At 67.3% G+C, this 20,617-nt stretch carries 12 protein-coding genes; 3 read left to right on the top strand and 9 right to left on the bottom strand.

Features of this window, described 5'->3' with window-relative positions:
- Positions 1 to 4 precede the first annotated feature (4 nt).
- The 6 genes from rpsS to rpsJ are packed head-to-tail and all read right to left on the bottom strand — an operon-like array spanning position 5 to position 3,096.
- Entirely contained in the window at positions 5 to 286 is a 282-nt protein-coding gene (gene rpsS / locus ACI3KU_RS03745; protein ID WP_040162977.1) for a 30S ribosomal protein S19, read from the bottom strand.
- 11 nt (positions 287 to 297) lie between these two features.
- Positions 298 to 1,137 carry a 50S ribosomal protein L2 gene (gene rplB / locus ACI3KU_RS03740; RefSeq protein ID WP_404920948.1) on the bottom strand — a complete coding sequence of 280 codons (840 nt, stop codon included), beginning with the start codon at positions 1,135 to 1,137 and terminating at the stop codon, positions 298 to 300.
- Between the two features lie 21 nt (positions 1,138 to 1,158).
- Positions 1,159 to 1,458 carry a 50S ribosomal protein L23 gene (gene rplW / locus ACI3KU_RS03735; RefSeq protein ID WP_231091570.1) on the bottom strand — a complete coding sequence of 100 codons (300 nt, stop codon included), beginning with the start codon at positions 1,456 to 1,458 and terminating at the stop codon, positions 1,159 to 1,161.
- Positions 1,455 to 2,111 carry a 50S ribosomal protein L4 gene (rplD, locus tag ACI3KU_RS03730; protein WP_404920947.1) on the bottom strand — a complete coding sequence of 219 codons (657 nt, stop codon included), beginning with the start codon at positions 2,109 to 2,111 and terminating at the stop codon, positions 1,455 to 1,457. Before rplD ends, rplW begins: the two co-directional genes overlap by 4 nt.
- A gap of 2 nt (positions 2,112 to 2,113) precedes the next feature.
- Entirely contained in the window at positions 2,114 to 2,773 is a 660-nt protein-coding gene (gene rplC, locus ACI3KU_RS03725) for a 50S ribosomal protein L3 (protein WP_404920946.1), read from the bottom strand.
- 14 nt (positions 2,774 to 2,787) lie between these two features.
- Positions 2,788 to 3,096 carry a 30S ribosomal protein S10 gene (gene rpsJ, locus ACI3KU_RS03720; protein WP_040162964.1) on the bottom strand — a complete coding sequence of 103 codons (309 nt, stop codon included), beginning with the start codon at positions 3,094 to 3,096 and terminating at the stop codon, positions 2,788 to 2,790.
- A gap of 654 nt (positions 3,097 to 3,750) precedes the next feature.
- On the opposite strand from rpsJ, the gene ACI3KU_RS03715 reads away from it, so the two are divergent.
- Complete coding sequence (locus ACI3KU_RS03715) at positions 3,751 to 4,590, top strand: endonuclease domain-containing protein (RefSeq protein WP_404920945.1); 840 nt, start codon at positions 3,751 to 3,753, stop codon at positions 4,588 to 4,590.
- Positions 4,591 to 5,260: 670 nt separating this feature from the next.
- Here ACI3KU_RS03715 and ACI3KU_RS03710 read toward each other — a convergent pair.
- The 3 genes from ACI3KU_RS03710 to ACI3KU_RS03700 form a co-directional block, all read right to left on the bottom strand.
- Positions 5,261 to 15,787 (bottom strand): hypothetical protein, encoded by a 10,527-nt coding sequence (locus ACI3KU_RS03710; protein WP_404920944.1) that lies wholly within the window; start codon positions 15,785 to 15,787, stop codon positions 5,261 to 5,263.
- A 239-nt stretch (positions 15,788 to 16,026) separates the two neighbouring features.
- Entirely contained in the window at positions 16,027 to 16,272 is a 246-nt protein-coding gene (locus ACI3KU_RS03705; RefSeq protein ID WP_404920943.1) for a hypothetical protein, read from the bottom strand.
- 110 nt (positions 16,273 to 16,382) lie between these two features.
- Positions 16,383 to 18,194: a DUF4012 domain-containing protein gene (locus ACI3KU_RS03700; RefSeq protein ID WP_404920942.1), complete on the bottom strand. Its 1,812-nt coding sequence runs from the start codon at positions 18,192 to 18,194 to the stop codon at positions 16,383 to 16,385.
- Positions 18,195 to 18,543: 349 nt separating this feature from the next.
- Between ACI3KU_RS03700 and ACI3KU_RS03695 the strand changes: the two genes are divergently transcribed.
- Both ACI3KU_RS03695 and ACI3KU_RS03690 read left to right on the top strand, forming a co-directional pair.
- Positions 18,544 to 19,647 (top strand): glycosyltransferase, encoded by a 1,104-nt coding sequence (locus ACI3KU_RS03695; RefSeq protein WP_404920941.1) that lies wholly within the window; start codon positions 18,544 to 18,546, stop codon positions 19,645 to 19,647.
- Entirely contained in the window at positions 19,644 to 20,609 is a 966-nt protein-coding gene (locus tag ACI3KU_RS03690) for a glycosyltransferase family 4 protein (protein WP_404920940.1), read from the top strand. Before ACI3KU_RS03695 ends, ACI3KU_RS03690 begins: the two co-directional genes overlap by 4 nt.
- Positions 20,610 to 20,617: the final 8 nt, after the last annotated feature.

The raw sequence follows: 20,617 nt of genomic DNA, 5'->3' as shown, positions 1-20,617 counted from the left end.
CGCCTTAGCGGCGACGGCCCTTCTTGTCGTCCTTCACGTGACCGCGGAAGGTGCGGGTGGGCGCGAACTCGCCCAGCTTGTGACCGACCATCGACTCGGTGACGAACACCGGGATGTGCTTGCGGCCGTCGTGCACGGCGATGGTGTGACCGAGCATGTTCGGCACAATCATCGAGCGGCGCGACCACGTCTTGATGACGTTCTTCGTCCCAGCTTCGTTCTGCGAGACAACCTTGCGAAGCAGGTGCTCGTCGACGAAGGGGCCCTTCTTAAGACTGCGAGGCATCTTCTTGACTCCTACTTACGCTTCTTGCCAGCATTGCGGCGACGGACGATGTACTTGTCACTTTCCTTGTTGGCGTGACGCGTACGGCCTTCCTTCTGACCCCACGGGGTCACAGGGTTACGTCCACCGGAGGTCTTACCCTCACCACCACCGTGCGGGTGGTCGACCGGGTTCATGGCGACACCACGCACGGTCGGGCGAACGCCCTTCCAGCGCATACGGCCGGCCTTACCCCAGTTGATGTTCGACTGCTCGGCGTTGCCGACCTCGCCGATCGTCGCGCGGCAGCGGACGTCGACGTTGCGGATCTCACCGGAGGGCATACGCAGCTGGGCGTAGGGGCCGTCCTTGGCGACGAGACGCACCGAGACACCAGCCGAACGCGCGATCTTCGCACCGCCGCCGGGGCGGAGCTCGATGGCGTGGATGACCGTACCGGTGGGGATGTTCTTCAGCGGCAGGTTGTTGCCCGGCTTGATGTCAGCCGAAGCACCCGACTCGATGATGTCGCCCTGCTGGATCTTGTTCGGAGCCAGGATGTAGCGCTTGGTGCCGTCCACGTAGTGAAGCAGCGCGATACGAGCGGTGCGGTTGGGGTCGTACTCGATGTGAGCGACCTTGGCGTTCACGCCGTCCTTGTCATTGCGACGGAAGTCGATGACACGGTACTGGCGCTTGTGGCCACCACCGATGTGACGGGTCGTGATGCGGCCCTGGTTGTTACGTCCACCGGTCTTCGACAGCGGACGAAGCAGCGACTTCTCAGGCGTCGATCGTGTGATCTCAGCGAAGTCGGCCACCGACGAACCGCGACGACCCGGGGTCGTGGGCTTGTACTTGCGAATAGCCATGTTTCTCTACTCCTCCGGTCCTCAGCCGACAGCTGTGAAGATGTCGATGGTGCCGGACTTCAGGGTCACGATGGCGCGCTTGGTGTCCTTGCGCTTGCCCGTGCCGAAGCGGGTGCGACGGGCCTTGCCGACGCGGTTGAGCGTGTTGACCGACGCCACCTTGACCGAGAAGATCTTCTCGATGGCCAGCTTGATCTCGGTCTTCGACGCGCGGGGGTCCACCTCAAAGGTGTACTTGCCCTCGTCGATGAGTCCGTAGGACTTCTCCGAGACGACCGGCTTCAGGATGATGTCGCGCGGGTCCTTGTTGATCGCGGTCATGCCGAGACCTCCTCAGCGGCGGACTTCGATGCGACGAACGCGTCGAAAGCGGCCTTGGTGAAGACGATGTCGTCGGAGACGATCACGTCGTAGGCGTTGAGCTGGTCGAAGTACAGCGCGTGCAGGTTCACGAGGTTGCGAACCGACAGGGCGCTGATCTCGTCGTCACGGGTGAGCACGACGAGCGTGTTCTTGCCCGGGAACGAAGCCAGCAGCGCGGCAGCCTTCTTGGTCGAGGGGGTGCCCTCGATGCCGAAGCTGTCGACGACGTGCACGCGCTCGCCACGAACACGGTCGCTCAGCGCACCCAGCAGGGCGGCGGCGATCATCTTCTTGGGGGTGCGCTGCGAGTAGTCGCGCGGCTTCGGTCCGTGGACGATGCCACCACCGGTCATGTGAGGAGCACGGATGGAGCCCTGACGAGCGTTACCGGTGCCCTTCTGCTTGAACGGCTTGCGGCCGGCACCGGAGACCTCACCACGACGCTTGGTCGAGTGGGTGCCCTGACGCGCGGCAGCCTGCTGCGCGACGACGACCTGGTGGATCAGCGGAACGTTGGTCTTGACGTCGAAGAGCTCAGCGGGCAGATCGACCGAACCGGCCTTCTTGCCTGCAGCGCCCTGAACGTCGAGCTTGAGAGTCGTGTCAGCCATGCTCACGCGCCCTTCACTGCGTTGCGGACGTAGACGATGCGGCCACGTGCACCGGGGACGGCGCCCTTGACGAGCATGAGTCCCTTCTCGGCGTCGATGGCGTGCACCGTGAGGTTGAGGACGGTCACGCGCTCGCCACCCATACGACCAGCCATGCGCATGCCCTTGAAGACACGGCTCGGGGTCGAGGAAGCACCGATGGAACCGGGCTTGCGGTGGTTGCGGTGAGAACCGTGAGATGCCGAAACGCCCTTGAAGTTGTGGCGCTTCATGACACCCGCGGTGCCCTTGCCCTTGCTGGTGCCGACGACGTCGACCAGCTGACCGGCCTCGAAGACGCCGTCAACGGTGAGCTCCTGACCGAGCGTGTACTCGGCAGCGTCAGCGGTGCGGATCTCCGTCACGTGGCGACGCGGCGTGACGCCGGCAGCCTCGAAGTGACCGGTGAGGGGCTTGGTGACCTTACGCGGGTCGATCTGACCGGCGGCGATCTGGACGGCGTTGTAGCCGTCACGCTCGGCCGAGCGGACCTGAGTGACCACGTTGGGAGCGAGCTCGATCACGGTGACCGGGATGAGCTTGCCGTTCTCGTTCCAGACCTGGGTCATGCCGAGCTTGGTGCCCAGCAGACCCTGGGAAACCTTCGTGTTGATGTCAGTCATGTTCGATACCGGCCTTACAGCTTGATCTCGATGTTGACATCAGCGGGCAGGTCGAGGCGCATCAGCGAATCGACGGCCTTGGGCGTCGGGTCGATGATGTCGATGAGGCGCTTGTGGGTGCGCATCTCGAAGTGCTCGCGGCTGTCCTTGTACTTGTGGGGCGAGCGGATGACCGCCACCACGTTCTTCTCCGTGGGGAGTGGAACCGGACCCACGACGGTAGCGCCCGCCCGGGTCACGGTGTCGACGATCTTGCGCGCCGAAGAGTCGATGACCTCGTGGTCATACGACTTCAGTCGGATGCGGATCTTCTGTCCCGCCATCTTTATCTCTCTTTCCGCGTCGTACCTCTGGGGGCATTGGACGCACGGGGCGCGGGTTGCGCCTCTGGCACTCGCACACGACTCATGGCCGTGCGATGCTGCACCACTGTTCTGCTGTCATCGCCGGCGTGGGCCGGCTACCGATGGCCGCACGAAAGCAGAGCCCTCATGCGAGTATCGGATTGCGTCCTGCTACCCGCGGCCCAGACCCTGACGCTCTCGCGCCGCCTGTGCACTGCCGTGGTAGTGATCCCGCATGGTCATGAGGACATGACGGCACGCAGAAATGTGGAACCTCACTAGTTTGCCACCCCGGGAACGGTACTGCAAACCCGGGCGTGTCGCGCTCGGGTGATTCCCGGCTTCGGCCGGGATTCCGGGGTTCGGCTCCTCCCCACGGCTCGCTCCGCGGCATCGAGGCCAGGGCGTCGTCGCCAAACGAGGACATTGTCGCCATCCGAGGACATTGTCGCGAAACGAGGACGAAATGCGCCGAAGTGGTCCGATCAGCGTGAAATGTCCTCCGTTCGGGACAGGCGTTGCCGCCCTCCGCAGCACCCACCCGTTCCTCCACAGTGCCGGTCACCATTAGATCCATCCGCGACGGTGCCCACGTAACCCGGAAACGCCCGGATGCACGCGGAGGATTCGACCATGAACCTCCTGACATGGCTCCAGCAGCAGGGCGGGATCGCGCATCGGAAGCAGGCGTGGGATGCCGGATTCGACGCCCGCCACATCCGGCCCGCCGTGGCGGCGCACGAGGTGACCACGATCGGGCGGAACTGGATCGCGTCGCACCAGGTCGACGCAGATCTCGTCGCCGCAGCGCAGGTGAACGGGCGCGTGGCCTGCGTGACGGCGGCGGCGTCGCGTGGCTGGTGGATGCCCGATTCGATCCCACGAGGCCGCCACCTCCATGTGAGTCCGCACTCCTCCCCCGCCGCGACGTCCGACCACCTCCATCGGAACCGGCCGCTCGTCGCGGTACCCCGCGGCGCGCTCATCGAGTCGGTCGAGGATTCACTGCAGCACATCGCGACCTGCTGCGACCCGGAGAGCGCACTCATCATCTGGGAATCGGCGTGCCGCACCGAGAAGCTGTCGGCAGCGTCACTGCGACTCGTCGTGTGGGCCTCGCCCGCCGCGCGTCGATTAGCCGAAGAGGTCACCGGCCTCGCCGACTCCGGCTTGGAGACGATCCTCGCTCGCGGGTTGGCACCACTCAACTGTCGGATTCGGCCCCAGGTCCTCGTCGCAGACCACCGGGTCGACGCGCTCCTGGGCGACTGGCTCGTCCTTCAGGTTGACGGTCACGAGTTCCATTCGTCCTCAGCGACGCGCACGCGCGACGTGCGCCACGATGCGGAGCTGGCGCTGCGGGGCTACACGGTCCTCCGCTTCACCTATGCGCAGGTCATCCACGACTGGGCGGCCGTCTACCGCACGGTGGCTCGAGCCGTCGCCCAGCGCCGCCACGCGCGCCCCCGCTGAGTCACGCGCGGGTGATCCGCACCGACATGGGCGCGATCCGAACGGAGGACAATTCGCCGTCCCAGGCCCGGATCCGACGTATTGATCCTCCGTTGGGTGAAACGTCCTCGTTTCGCGACGCGCCCGCAGGCGGCAAGACGCCACAGCCGGCGCAGGGATGAAGACCACACCGACACGGGCGTGATGCGAACGGAGGACATTTCGCCGTCCCGGGCACGGATCGGACGTATTGATCCTCCGTTGGGTGAAATATCCTCCGTTCGCGCCGCGCCGCGCCCGCAGCCGGGCAGGACACCACAGCCGGCACCACGGATGAACCACACCGACACGGGCGCGATCCGAACGGAGGACAATTCGCCATCCCGGGCACGGATCGGACGGATTGATCCTCCGTTGGGTGAAATGTCCTCGTTTTGCGACGCGCCCGCAGGCGGCAGGACACCACAGCCGGCGCAGGGATGAAAACCACACCGACACGAGCGGGATCCGAACAGAGGACATTTCGCCGACCCGGGCACGGATCGGACGCATTGATCCTCCGTTGGGCGAAATGTCCTCGTTTCGCGACACCGCCGCAGTTCGCAGGGACACACCCCGGACACGGCGATGCCCCTCCGGAGTGCGGCTTCGGAGGGGCATCGACATACTTCACGTCGTGAAGCTGATCACCTCATCGGCGGGACAGCGTCCGACGGCGGAGCACCAGCAGCGCGGCGCCGGCGGCGAGCAGCATCACGGCGATCGGGGCGCCGTAGCCGAGCGAGACGCCCGTCACCGACAGTTCCTCGACCGTCACGGTGCCGCGGGCCGAGGCCGTCGGCGGCTCCTCGTTGCTCATCGAGTCCGACGACACCGATGCGGTGTTGACGAGTTCGCCGCGCGCTCCGCCATCGACGGTCGCGGTGACGGTGATCACTCGCTCCTCGCCGGCCGCGAGGCCGGGAATCACACACGTGATCGTGCGGCCCTGCACACTGCAGGTATCCGAGGTGCCGCCCGCCGACGCGAACGTCAGCCCGGCGGGCAGCTCGTCGGTCACCGTGAGAGGACCGGCATCCTCGGTGGGTCCGCTGTTGCCGACGGTGATCTCGTACGTCGCCGTACGACCCGTCACCAGCTGACCAATGAGACGCTTCTCGATAGTCAGCGTGCTGAGCGCAGGAACCGGCGAGGTGACCGTGGAGGTGTTGTCCCCCACCGTGCTGAGGTCCTCCGGCGTTGCCGCCGTCACCGTGGCGGTGTTCTCCACCGCCGGGTACGCGGCGGCCGAGACCGTGGCCGTGACTGTCACCGTGGCCGTGGCGCCGACGGCGAGCTCGGGCAGCTGGCACGTGACCACATCGCCGTCGCCGACGACGCAGGTCCACCCGTCGCCTGCAGCGGAGACGCCCGTGAGAGATGCGGGCACCGCGTCGCTCACGATCACACCGCGAGCGATGGACGATCCGGCGTTGGTCACCTGCAGCGTGTAGGTGATGCGCTCACCGATCTTCGCCTCAGTCGCCGTCTTCACGATCGAGAGGTCTGCCACCTCGGCCACCGTTCCGGTCACCGTCGATGTGTTGTTCGACGGGTCGGAGTCGGGGGTGTCCGAGGTCACCGTGGCGGTGTTAGCGACGTCGCCGCTCAGGTCGTCAGACGCCTGCACTTGGAGCTCGACGACCACGACCGCACCGCTCGCCAGCGTTCCCAGCGCGCACGTGACCAGCTGGCCGTCCGCTTCGCAGGAGCCGTCGGAGCTCACGAACGTGAGTCCCTCGGGCAGCTCATCCGTGACGACCACGCCGACCGCATCGGACGGACCGAGGTTCGTCACCGTGAACAGGTACGCCCCCGCGGTGCCCGCCGTGAAGCTCTGCGACACCGTCTTCACGATCGAGACGTCAGCCGCAGCGATCACCGGAGTGACGCTCGTGGACGAGTCCGGCCCCTCGCTGCCCTCGGGCTGCGGGGTGCGGCCCGGAGTGACGCTCGCGGTGTTGACGAGTTCGCCCGTCACTCCCGCGGCCACATGACCGGTGAGCGTGATCGGCGCGGCAGCACCGACGGCCAGGTCCTGAGCCAGCTGGCACACGACGGTGCCCTCAGCGCCGGTCTCGCAGGTCCAGCCGTCACCCGTCGCCGAGACGAACGTCACACCCGCGGGGAGCACATCGGTCACGGTGATGGGGTGTTCGGCTTCGGCATGCGATACAGAGGGTCCGTGGTTGGTGACCTGGATGGTCCACGAGAAGTCCTCACCCGCGGTCGCGGAGTCGGCGTTCGCCGTCTTCACGATCGAGAGATCGGCCTCAGGAGAAACAGTGACGGTGTCCGCGCTCTCGCGCGGCTTCTCATCGGGCAGCGGGGTGATCCCCGGAGTCACCGACGCTGTGTTGACGATGTCGCCCTCCAGGTCGGCAGCCAGCTGCACCGGAACGGTGAACGACACGGAAGCACCCGGAGCCAGGGTCGAGGTGATCAGGCACGTGACGATCTGACGCCCATCCTGCTCACCGGTGACCGCACAGTCGGTACCCTCCGACGAGAGCGTGACACCCATGGGCAGCACGTCGGTCACCACGATCGGGTGCGCCTCGGTGGCACGCGAGTCGCTCGGGCCGTTGTTGGTCACGGTCAGCGTCCACGCGAACGGGGTCCCGGCAATCGCGCGCAGCTCGGGAGCGTGCGACTTCACGATCTGCAGGTCCGCGACCTCCGCGACCGTTCCCGGCACCGTCGAGGTGTTGTTCGACGGGTCAGGGTCGGTGGTGTCGGAACCGACGGTGGCCGTGTTCACGATGTCACCCGTGGCAGATTCCGAGGCGCTCACGGCGATGTCCACCACGACCTGCGCACCCGCCGCAACCGTCCCGAGCACGCACGTGACCAGCTGACCCTCGACCGTGCACGAGGAGTCCGAACCGACGTAGGTCAGCCCCGCGGGCAGCTGGTCCGTGATCACCGTGTTCACCGCATCGGACGGACCGGCGTTGTTCACGACGAAGCGGTACGCACCCTCGGAGCCCGCGGTGAACGACTCGAGCACCGTCTTCACGATCGACAGATCCGCGATCGCCAGCGTGGGCGTCGTGACCGTCGACGAGTCCGGCTGCGTGTTCTCCGCGGGCTGCAGGGTGAGACCCGGTGCCACCATCGCGGTGTTCACCATATCGGCCGTCACCTCGCTCGCGACCAGACCCGTCACCGTGATCGGCGCCGCAGCACCGACCGGCAGATCGGCCGTCAGCTGGCACACCAGCAGACCGACAAGGTTCACGTCACAGGTCCAACCGTCGCCCGCAGCAGAGACGAACGAGACACCCGCCGGCAGCAGATCGGTGATCGTGATCGGGTCCCCAGCATCCGCATGGGACACCGACGGACCGTGGTTGGTCACCGCGATCGTCCACGAGAACTCCTCACCCGCCGTCGCGGACTCGGCGTTCGCCGTCTTCACCACCGACAGATCAGCCTCCGCAGCAACCGTGACGAGATCCGTGCTCTCGCGCGGCTCCTCGTCCGGCAACGGCGTGATCCCCGGAGCGACAGACGCCGTGTTCGCGACGTCACCCTCAAGATCCGCAGCCAGCAGCACCGGCACCTCGAACGACACCGAGTCCCCCGGAGCCATCGTCGACGTGATAAGGCACGTCACAATCTGACGCCCATCCTGCTCACCGGTGACCGCACACCCAGAGGCGTCGGAAGCCAGCGTGACGCCGGCGGGCAGCACGTCCGTCACCGTGATCGGGTGCTCGGCATCGGCGCGCGATTCGCTGACGCCCTCGTTGGTGACCGTCAGCGTCCACGCGAACGGCGTTCCGGCAATCGCCGGGATATCGACGTCGTGCGTCTTGCTGATCCGCAGATCAGCGCGCGTGATCACCGTGATGTCGGCGGAGTCCTCATCCCCGGCATCGCTGGGCGAGGTGACCGCGGCGGTGTTGGTGATGGTCTGAGCGTCCAGGCTCGGAGCCGTCGAGGTCACCACGGTGAGGAAGGGAGCGCTGGTGTTCGCGGGCAGCGCCACCTGCTCGCCGTCAACGCCCACCAGCACACACGTGAGCGTGCCGTCCGTCACCTGGCAGTCCCAGGAAATGGGCCCCGATCCGGAATCGGCGCGGACGAAGTCCAGACCGTCGGGGATCGCATCGGTGATCGTGATCGGCAGAGCGGCATCCGACGGACCGTGGTTCTCCACCACGATTTCCCACGTCGCGTAGTCGCCGGCGTCGATGGTCGGCGTGATGGCCTTCTTGTGGATATCCAGGCCGCTGACCGCATCGGTCACGATGGTTCCGCTGCCCGGGTAGGGGACACGATCACCGGTGGTGTCGTCGACAGACGAGCCTGTGGTGGCGACCGCGGTGTTCGTGAGGCTCGTGGCATCCAGGACGCCCGTACCGACGCGAGTGGTCACGCGCACGCTCGCGGTCCCGTTCAACGGAAGATCGGCGAACGAGATGTTCATGGTGTCGGCGTCGAAGCCGATCACACGGCTTCCGGCCGGAGCGTCACCGAGCGTGACGTCCGTGATCTTCAGCCCCTGCGGCATCTGATCGGTGAGCTGGGTGTCGTAGGCCGTCGAGGGTCCGTTGTTGCTGACCACGATCGTCCACGTCACGTCGGTCCCCGACACCACCGTGGTGGCATCCGGCGTCTTCACGACGGACAGCGCGGCCTTCGGCGTCAGCTCGATCGGAGCGAACGACACATTGTTGTCGAGCTTGGTGTCGTTCGAGGTCGAGACCTGGACACCGAGGTCGACGGTGCCGTTGACATCCGTGGCCACCTGCAGCGTGAGGGTGAAGTCGTGCGACTCCCCCGGCGCATACGGCGTCGGACGCGTGAGCGTCTGCTTTCCATCGACGGTGCTGACGCTCCAGCCGTCCACCACATCGCCGTCCTGCACGTCGCCGGCCAGTGTCGTGCCGACGGGCAGGGTGACCACGGTCACGCCGTCGTGGGAGGTGGACGGACCGGCGTTCGCGATGTTCAACGTCACGTCGAACGGATCGCCACCGGGCACGGCCTTCGCCGGCACATCGGTCCAGGTCACCGACATGTCGATCTTCGCCTGCACGCCCGCGGGCACCTCGACGACGTTCGTGCGGTCGCCGTCGGAACGGGCCTGCGCCGCGTTGACGATCTTCGCCAGCGCCTCCGGGTCGGTGATGGTTCCCGTGGTAGCCGGATCGATGTCCACGACGTAGACCAACGTCGCGGTCCCACCCGCGGCGAGATCGCCGTGCGTGAAGGTCACGTTGCGCCCGTTCGCGGACGCGGTCCAGTCGTCCATGCCGTCGCCGAGGCGGGCGAAGGTGGTGCCTTCGGGCAGCACATCGGTCACCACGACGTTGCGGGAGTCGGACGGACCCTGTGCCTGAACGGTGACCTCGTAGGTCATGGTCTCGCCGGGCGTGACCACGATGAGGTCGTTCGCGGCGGTCGGGTCCACGATCTTCTTGCTGATGCTCAGCTTGTCCGCTGTGCCGATGACGACCGGCGCAGATCCCGAGTTGTTGCTGGCATCAGGGTCCGCCGTGATCTCGGGAGTCACGGTCGCCGTGTTCCGGATCGTGGTTCCCGAGACGACCGACGCGGCGACGCGCGTCTGCAGCGTGATCGAGATGGACTCGTTCGGAGCCAGGTCGCGCGGGATCTCACACGTCAGCTCCGCCGCGGTGAGGGAGCAGTCGACACCACTACCGTTGGGCACCGCGACGCTCGCCCCGGAGAGCCCCGCGGGAAGCACATCGGTCACGACGATCGGCTTGGTGGCAGACCCCCGCGAGACCGACGGTCCCTGGTTGGTGACGGTGACGGTCCACGTGGCCAGCTGACCTGCGGTCGCCGTGTCCGGGCCCGACTTCACGATGGCGAGGTCCGCCTTCGTCGTGACGGTGCCGGTGGCCGAATCGGTGTTGTTGTCCGGGTTCGGGTCGTACGGGGAGATGTCCGATCCGGGCGCGGCCGGCGTCGACACCGTGGCGGTGTTGCGCACGTCCGTGCCATTCGCCACGTCCGCCGCGATGTCCACGACAACCGTCAGCGTCCAGCTCTCGCCGTTGCCGAGCGCGGCACCATCGGTGCGCGTGCACGAGTACGTATCGCCGTTCAGCGTGCAGGTCCAGCCGTGCGCCGCAGCATCCGGAAGGCTGCCCAGCGTGACACCGGAGACGTTGTCGAGCGTGTCCTGCAGCAGAACACCACTCACCGCGTCGGGACCGTTGTTCGTGACAGTCACGGTCCACGTTCCGGTGCCACCGGCGACGAAGTTGTCCGGGACATCGGCGACGACCTTCGTCACCGACAGATCGGACTTCGGGATCTTCACGGTGGCCGACCCCGGGGTGCCGAGGTAGGAGGTGCGATCGGAGCCGATGCGGTCGTAACCGGCGTTGTCCGTCACCGCGATCGGGTTGACCGTGTTGGTGTGAGCGACTCCGAGACCAAGCTCGTCACCGCCGAGATCAGCGCGCACCGGCTTGGCCTGGTACGTGAAGGAGGCCTGCTGACCGGGCGTCAGACGACCCCCGGCCAGGGGGACGCTGTCCCACCGGAGCTCACCGCCCGAGATCTCGGGTTCACCGGCGCCCTGGCTGGATCCGGCGATGTACGCCCATCCGTCGGGCAGCACGTCGAGGGCGCCCGCGGTGAGAGCGTCGCCCGCGCCCGTGTTCGTGAGGGTCACGCGGAACGTGACCGGCTGGTTCAGGAGCGCGACTGAGCCAGCACCCGTGGTGGGAACCGGATCGATGACAGCCTTGGCAGCGTTCACCTTCGGCGTGCGCGGGGTGACGTCTACCGTCTTGGTCGCGGTCGAGGCGTAGGTGTAGCCGTCGGTACCGGGCAGCGACTTCCACGACGGAGCCGACGCGGAGTTGCGGATCGCCGCCGCAGTGATGTCGGTGGACGGCGCCAGCTTCACGTAGAACGTACGCGTGGTGCTGGTCTGCGGGGAGATCGTCGCGATGTTCCACGCGATGGTGGATCCACTGACCTGTCCCGGCTGCTCGCCCGCGTTCGGGCTCGCGGTGGTGCCGCCCGTGATCGGGCGCCCGTCTGCGTTCACGACCACGACGCCCGCGGGGAGAGCATCCTGCAGCACGACATCGTAAGCCGGCACGGACCCGGTGGAGGTCGCGGTGACGGTGTAGGTGAACACCTCACCCGGCTGCGGGGTGGCCGTGCTCACCGTCTTGGCCACGGCGACAGCCGGGGCGCGGAAGGTGGTGGTCGCCGACCCCCGTGTGCTCGTGTCGCGGTTCGGGCCGGAGCTGGTCTTCGGCGTCAGGTTCCACGCGATGGTGGCACTGTTGGACAGGGTGGTGCCGTCGGCGAGAGTCGCGTTCTTCGGGATCGTGGTGCGCACCGTCACCGTGACCACACGAACCTGGCTGGACGGGGCGACATGCCCCGACGGGTCGGTACCGCGCAGCTCGGCGATGCTCACGCCACCACTGGTGGACTGAGTGCCCAGCGTGAAGCCGCAGGGAAGCGATGCGCCCGTCGCCTGCGCGGTGCAGGAGAGGCTGTCCGCATCCCACGTCACTCCGGCGGCACCGCCGAGGCCGGCCGCCGCGGTGTCGGTGAGGATAGCGTCGTACAGCCACGCATTGGCGGGAATCACCGAGGTGAGAGTCCAGGTGACCGTCTGACCGGCGACCACGTTCTTCTGGGTGGTGCTCTTGGTGAGCGATGCCGGATCCACCCGCACCACGGCCTGCACCGGACCTGCTTCCCGCTTCGCGCGATCGGCCGTGTTGGTGGGGTGCGTGTAGCCGGTGATCGCGGCCGTGTTGACGTACGACGAACCCGCCGCAGCGGTGTTCGGGATCTTCAGCGTGTACTCGGCCTTCACCGATGCTCCGGCCGCGAGCGGGCCCTCACCCGCCCAGGTGTATGCCGTGGTGCCCGCGGCGCAGGTGCCTCCGGCGACGAACGTGCCGGTTCCGGGAGTGGTGAAGCCCATCGGAGCGCCGAGCTCCACGGGGATGCAGTCCAGGACGCTCCAGTCATGCAGCACCGATCCGCCGGTGTTGGTGGCCGTGAGGGTGTAGGTGGCCGTCTCCCCGGGAGACACGGCACCGTCCGCCGGGCTCTTCAGGTTCTTCTCGATCTTCGGCGTGGGCCGCACAACGCTGATACCCGTGGTGGAGCGACCGATCTCGACGGCCGTGCCACCCGCGGCGGGAGCCGCGGACAGGGTCGCCGTGTTGTTCTGCGTCCCGGTGGCCGCGCTCTTCACGACCGCGTAGTACGTCACGACGAACGTGGCCGGCCTGTTGGACGTGTTCCGCCAGGAGGTGGGGAACTTCAGCGCACCATTCGCGCACAGGGTCACGTCGACGACGGCTCCGGCGCACGTGCTGTTCGGCTGCACTGCAATTGCGGAACCATTCGGTCCGACCGCGCTCACCGGACGCGTGTCGTCCTGACGCAGACCCGCACCGAGGATGTCCGCCGTGGACCCCGCGAAGATCGTCGTCTGCGCGGGGACGGTGACGGTGTACTTGTACTGCACCCACTCGCCGTTGGTGGCCTGGGACTGAGCGTTGTTGCCGGGCTCGGTGAGGCCCGTGGCCACCCGCTCCTTGAGGATCGTCGCCTTCGGCGTCGTGATCGTGGCGGTGTCGTTCGCCGCCGGCGCGTTCGGCTGGTAGGAGGAGCCCGCGAACGGGTTGTTCTGCGGGAACATCTGCTCCTGCGTGGTGTCACTGTCGGTGCTGTCCACGAAGTACGACGTGACACCGGCGGTGTTCGTGTGGCTGGTTCCCTGGCCCACGGTGGCGGGCATCGTCATGTCGTAGGAGATGCGCGTGGTCGCGCCGGGAGCGAGCGGCCCAGGAATCATCCACGTGAGGATCGTCTGTCCGGCGAACGGCGACCCTGCCGACGCGACCTCGGCGACGTAGTTGCCCGGCGTCACGTTGGTGACGTTGTCGATGGTGACCCCCAGCGGCAGCGCATCACGCACGGTGATCTTGCTGACCGGCTGGTCGGTGGCATTCGCCGCCGCGCCCTCGTTCTTCACGTCGATCGTGTAGCGGAACACCTTGCCCTGCGTGGCGTCGGCGTTGCCGGTTGCCGGGGTCACGTTCTTGTCGAGGCTCAGCGGCACGACGGGCGCGATGGAGAAGTCCGCGGAGGCGCGCGCCGAGAACACTTCGCCATCGGTGTTCTGGTAGCGCAGCTTCGCGAGGTTGCCCAGCACGTCCGGCTTGGTGGTGAGGTTCGTCTCGGTGATCTTCGCGACGACGAGGAGCTCGAGGTGCGCGCCCGGCTTCACGTAGGACGCGCCGCCGTTCGGGGTGCCGAGCAGCCAGTTCAGGCTGTCGCCCTGCTGCCAAGTGGTGTTCGTCACGCCGGGGACGGCGACATTGTTCGCTGTGGTCGGAACGACCTCGACAGCGGTGGTGCGCGGCGGGATGAAGTCCGTCAGTCGCGCATTGCGGGTGTCGACTCCGGAGGGGAAGTCGATCGAGATGCGGAAGCAGATGAGGTCGCCGAAGCGGACGACGGGACCGCCCGTGGACGTCCAGTTGGCGGAGTCGCCGAGGTTGCAGTCGCTCGCGCCGCCGATCGGCATCCGGTTCGGGTTGGTCCACGCCTCCTTGACAACGGTCACCTGGTCCGTCTCGAGCGTGTGCGAGGAGGTGTTGGTGGACGTCACCGGCCCCTGATCCACCGTGTTCCCCGCGATGGGGCTGGTGGTGCCGTCGACGCGCACGTTGTTGGTGAACGAGTCCCCGGCCACGGTGGGCAGCGTGTTGCGGGTGTTGCTGCCGTAGTCGGTGCGCTGCATGACGCGGTAGCTGAACGTGGTCTCCGACGACGCCGCCATATCGGTCAGCGCGAACGTGAGGACGTAGAGGCCATCGGCGTTGGTGGTGACAGACGTCAGCGTCACACCGGCAGGAAGCGTGTAGGGCGCGGCGTCGTTGTCGCACGACGCGGGCAGGCTGACGGCCGGGCCGCCCTGCGGGATCACCGGGCACAGACCGTCGGGCAGCGTATCGGTCACGGTAATGCCGGCGGCGCTGACGTACTCGCTGGTGCGCACCGTGAGGGTGTACGCGCGCACGGTGCCCTCCTGGAACACGCCGCTGTCGCCGCCCTTGAGGATGCTGAGATCCAGCACCTGCACGCTGTGGCTGTCCTGCACGTCCACCGTGCGCGAGGCCTCGTCCTTGACGTTGCCGAGGTAGCGGCCCGTGGCGTGTGCGGTGTTCTCGCTCCCGTAGCCGTCCACCGGCTCCGTTCCGACCGGACGCGTGGCACCGCCCGTGAGGGTGCCATCGGCGGCGACGTGGTTGAGGTCCACGTGTGCGGTGTACTTCAGCACGACCTCCTCCCCCGGGTTGAGGGTGGCGAGGTCCCACGTGATCTGCGTGAAGACCTGACCGTTCTCCTCGATGATCGCGGTGGTGCACGGCCGCGTGCTGTCGCAGCTGTCGATTGTCATCACGCCCGGGAGCTTGTCGACGACGATCACGTTCTCCGTGTCGGCGTTGGCGGCGGCGTTGCGGACCGTGAGCTGGTAATCGATGGGCTGGCCACGCAGCGCTTCGCTCTCCGGCGTGTTCGTGGTGGTCTTGGAGAGCTTCAGCGGAACCACCATGACAGTCTGGTCCTTGACGCCGCTGCTCGTGGCACCGGTCACGGTCGGAGTGCCGACGGCGGGAACCTGCACGGCGGGAACTGTGCGCTCATTGGCGTTGGCGTACACCCCGACGCCGACGGTGAACTCCGACCCCACCGGGTGTCGCGCGTCGTCGGCGGCGACATCGAACGAGACGGTGACGCTGGAACCGGTCACCAAGTCGGAGATGTTCGGCCAGGTCAGCACCACACCACACGACGCGGGGTCGTTCGCCACCGCGCACCACGGGGTGGCGACCGGGGCGGGCAGTTGCCTACCCTGTCCGTCCACCGCAGGCCCCACGAAGCTCACGCCCGGGGGCAGCACCGCCACGACACTGGCGTTGTACTGATCGGGCCCCGTCGTGTTGGTCGCGGCGACCGTGACGTTCGACTTCTCCCCCGCGAGAAGCTGGTCGCTCTCCACGGTGAGTCCCAGCGTGGTGGGAGTGGAGCCGATCGGAACCGTCACGGGGACGGTCGCGAAGGCGGCGGGCGCGACGGCGAGTCCCGCCACGAGTGCGGTCACCACCACCATCACCAGTCGCGCGAACCATGTTCGCAGGGTCATCGGGGCGTGGGTATGCGAGCGCACAAAAGACACGGGGATATCTCCGGGGGATGAGTCCACGGGTCGGAATCGGGGACTCTGGCTTGGGGGTAAAGCGCACGGCCTCGGGTGGCCTCATCCCAACCTAACCCGACACGCCCAAGCCCTATCCAGGTGCCTCCCAGGTTCGTCAGCACGGCTTACAAAAGCCGAACGCCCGGCCCCTCGCGGGGGCCGGGCGTTCGTCGGAGTCGGGTGACTTACTCGTTACCGACCTGCTTGTCCACGTTGTCGCGGATCTCGTCGATCTTCTCGGCAGAACCGGGAGCGACCTTCTTGGCGAGGTTCGCGACACCGTCCAGGATCGAGTCGCTGATTCCCTCGGCCTGCTCCGAGTGGAGGGCCTCGTCGACCTTGTCCTTGTTCTGCTCGTAGAGGTCCTTGGCCTTGTCAACGCCTTCGCTGACGGCTTCCTTGCCCTTGTTCACCACGTCATCGATACCCATGGGTGCTCCCCTTCGGATTGGTTTCACGGCCCATGTGAGCCGCGTTCATTCTGCTACGTCTGGGGTGTCGAGCAACAGAGCCGACACAGACGGACATAGTCAGTTCACAGTCAGCCTGCCGGGAGGGTCGTTCCGGGGAACATCGACTGGCAGCTCTCCTCGATGGTGACCGGGGTCTTCGAGGTGGTGGGTGTCCATCGCACGCTCAAGGGAGTGGTGGCATCCGCCGGGACCGACGAGGTGAACGAGAACGTGCGCGTCTCCCCCTGGCCGATGGCTGCCGTGAGGCTCTGCGTCTGGCGTCCGTTGTAGACGCCGGAGCGGTCGTTGTAGCTGATGTCACCCTCGCCGGGATCGGTGCCGACCAGTTCGCCCCCGGGAATCGCCATACCCAGCACATCCAACGTGATCGTGTTGCTGGAGTAACCCCACTGCGTGTTGCGGCGGCCCAGGGTGTACGTGCTTCCGATCGAGTCGGGGATGCTGTTGGTCATCGACACGCTCGTGGTGACGGTGCGCGCCTCGGCGTTGCAGCTCACGGCCATCGTGGTACCCAGCCAGTACTCCAGCTTCGAGTACGACGTGTCGTTGAGGTAGATCCCCGTCTGCACCGTCTGCGAGTTGTCACTGGTGATCGCGCCGTCGAGGCTCAGCTCGTGCGACATGGCCTGCGACGCCTCATCCGGGAACCACAGGTAGATGCGCTGCTCCGCTGCGGCCGCCTTGAGCTGGTCGAGCATGGCGAGGGGGTCCCAGCCGCCGGCGGCGACCTTGTCGAAGATCGCGGATGCGGCCTTGCCGAAGTACCAGCTGGCCGCCAGTCCGTCCGCACCGAAGCGCTCGTACGTGTCGCTGAGCAGCAGCTGCACCGCGTTGTCTGCGGTGATCTGCTCGTCCTCACCGTCGACCGTGACAGGTCCGGTGACGCGCAGCATGTACGACAGCGCGACGGGGTCGAGGCTGATGACGCCCTGGATCGGGGTGTCGCTGACATCCGTCCACAGCCGGGAGACCACGTCAGCCGTGTCGCGGAAGTCGGGATACCGGCTGAAGTTCTGGCTGTTGTTCCAGGTGTCGTTCTCGAAGAGCTGAGCCTTCTCGGCGGGCTCGATCGGTGCGAAGCCGGTTCCGCCCAGTCCCCGTTCGACGAACGCCGCGCTCTCCCAGTCGTCGCGCATCTCGATCTTGCCGTTGTCCACGTGCAGCACCGCCGCATTGGAAGGGTTGCCACCGGTGGAACGGATCTCGGCGTTGTTCTGGAACAGCAGGATGTAGTCGCGCGGGCCGTCGGCCCCGAGCATCGCGAGCATCGCGGGCAGGTACTTCTCCGCCAGATCGAACGCCGGCGACGCCTCGTCGATGATGTCCACCAGCTGGCCGATGTTGTCCTTGACGAACGGCAGGATGGCGGCCTGGTCGATCTTGTCGACGTGCGACTTCGCCTCCGCGAATGTGGCCGCGAGCGCGGGGATCTGTGGCTGGGCATCGCGGAACGGCTGCAGGTTGAAGCCGCCGCCCTGCAGCGTCAGGTTCTTGAGGTCCAGCGCCGCGATCAGGTTGAGCCCGGTGGGCAGCGCGTCGCGCACCAGGATGTGCGTGGCCTGTGTCGTCTCGCTCACGGCGGCGACGTTGGCGCCCACCACCGGCACCTTCGCGGCGATGTCCCAGAGCTCGCCCTGGACGATGCCGTCGGCTTCCTTCGTGAGCGCCAGCACCTCTTCGGCGATCGGTTGGATCTGCGCGATGTCGCCGGACTGCACCATCGGCATCACCGCGGTGACCTTGTCCTTGGTCTGCTCCAGGAGGTCGCGGACCTTGATGGCTTCCTTCACGAACATCGCGGCGAACACCGCACCCGCGATCAGCACGATCAGCAAGGGGAAGACCACCCACGGCCACCAGCGCCGACGCCGCCTCTTCACGGGCGGACGCTCACCCCCGGAGCCTCCCGATGACAGAGGCCGGGTGTCGTCTACGAACGTGTCCACGGTCTGCGTGGGCTGTGCGGACTGAGTCAGCTCGCGTGCTTCGCGGCGGCTGCGGGGCGCGTCGGGGTCGATGTTGAACTCCTCAGGTGTGTGTCGAAATCATAACGGCCCACCCTGTGTGCGACCTTCCTGAGCGGGCGAAGCGAGACGAAGGGCGTGGGCGACGTGCGCTGGCGACGCCGCCCACGAGTGGACCGTTCTGTTCGTGAGTAACCTGAACATGGAAGAACTTACGTCGCCCTGCCCAGGCGCGGCGCGGCCGTCAGAAGCGGGGAGGTGCGACGTGTCCGGCATTCTGGTGCACGAGTGGCTCGCCCGTCACGGCGGTTCGGAGAACGTGTTCGAGGCGCTCTCCGACGTCTTCCCCGAGGCGGATCGCTTCTGCCTCTGGAATGATAGCGACGGCCGTTTCACCGACGTCTCGGAGACGATGCTCGCGCGCACGCCGCTGCGTCGCAGCAAGGCGGCCGCGCTCCCCTTCATGCCGTTCGCGTGGCGTCATCTCCCGGCCCGCGAGGCCGACTGGGTCCTGTGCAGCAGTCATGTGTTCGCGCACCAGGCACGCTTCGCCGGCCCCGCCCGCATGGCACCGAAGCTGGTCTACGCGCACACCCCCGCGCGCTACGTCTGGACCCCGGAGCTCGACGGGCGTGGTTCCGGCATCGCGGCGCGTCTCGTGTCGAGCGTCTTGAAGCCGCAGGATCGTCGCCGGGCTGCCGAACCGATCGCGATCGCCGCCAACAGTGCGTTCATCGCCGACCGCATCGCGCAGACCTGGCAACGTGAGTCGACGGTGATCCATCCTCCGGTGGACGTCGCCGCGTTTGCCTCCCCTCCCGCCGCGTCGCCGGAAGAGAACGCCCGCATCGATGCGCTGCCCTCGCCGTTCCTGCTGGGTGTGTCTCGGTTCGTCCCGTACAAGCGCCTCGACCGGGTGATCGACGCCGGAATCGCCGCGGATCTCCCCGTGGTGCTCGCCGGCGGTGGTCCCGACGAGTCCCGCCTCCGCGAGTACGCCGAGGCTCGTCGCGCGCGGGTGACCTTCGTTCACAGCCCGTCGACGGCGATGCTTGCTGAGCTGTATCGGCGCGCTCTCGCGCTGATCTTCCCGGCCATCGAGGATTTCGGCATCATGCCGGTGGAGGCGATGGCGACCGGCACTCCCGTGGTGGCGAGCGCGATCGGCGGCACGGCGGAGACCGTTGTCGACGGCGTGACGGGGGCGCTGGTGCACGACTGGACCGGCGATGAGCTGCGCGCCGCGGTCGAGCGCGCGGCCGCCGCGGATCCCGCCGCCTGCGTGGCGCGTGCCTACGAGTTCGATACCGCCGTGTTCTCCGAGCGCATCGCGGCGTGGGTGGCGAGCACGACCGGCACGGCCCCATGAGCACCCTCTTCGTCGACGACCGTTATCGCGGCGCTCACGGCATCGGTCGCTACGCCCGCGAGGTGCTGGCACGACTCGAGCCCGAATGGGAGCCGCTGGGGCTCACCGGAACCCCGTACTCCCCCGCTGATGCCTTTCGAGGGCTGCCCGAAGTCGGCGAGCACGATGTGGTGTACTCCCCCGGCTATGGCGCGCTGGTGCGCGCGCCCCGCCAGATCCTCACGGTCCACGACCTCATTCAGCTGCGATCCCCGTGGCCCGGTCGGGCGAAGTTCGCCGCCTACTACGCGGGTCCGGTACGGTACACGATCCGCCGGGCCGGAGTGGTGCTCACCGTGTCGGAGACATCCGCCCGCGACATCCGAGCCTGGCTGCGCGACGACAGTGTGCGGGTCGTCAACGCCGGAAACGGCTGCTCCGCGGCGTTTCGTCCGGACGGACCCGCGCAGGAGGATGCCGATCCGTACGTCATGTACGTGGGCAACACCCGCCGACACAAGAATCTCGAGGTCGTGGTGCGGGCTCTCGCGCAGGTGCCCGGCCTGACGCTTCGTGCGGTTCTTCCGGAGTCTGAGGTCGATACCGCCACGGGGTGGGCCGACGCTGCGGGCGTCGCATCGCGCGTGGAGCTACTGCACGGGGTCACCGATGACCGCCTCGCCGAGCTGTACCGCGGTGCTGTCGCGACCGTGCAGCCGTCGACCGACGAGGGCTTCGGCCTCCCTGCTCTGGAGTCGATCTCCTGCGGCGTTCCCGTCATCTTCTGGCCCGGCTGCGAATCTGTGGCCGAGATCGTCGGCGATCGAGGCTGGGCCGTGCCGGAGGCCCACGATGCATCCGCGTGGGCTGCTGCGCTGTCAGCGGCCGTCGACGCCCGTCGCCGGGTGGAGCCCCCCACCGGCTACGACTGGGACCGCACCGCCACCCTCATCTCGGATGAGCTTCGGCACGCCCTCGGCTGAGTTCGCAC

This window comes from Microbacterium sp. ZW T5_56, assembly GCF_044987425.1.
Lineage (GTDB): Bacteria > Actinomycetota > Actinomycetes > Actinomycetales > Microbacteriaceae > Microbacterium.
The sequence above is the reverse complement of the archived record's forward strand: the minus strand, read 5'-3'. Positions and strand labels throughout refer to the sequence as shown.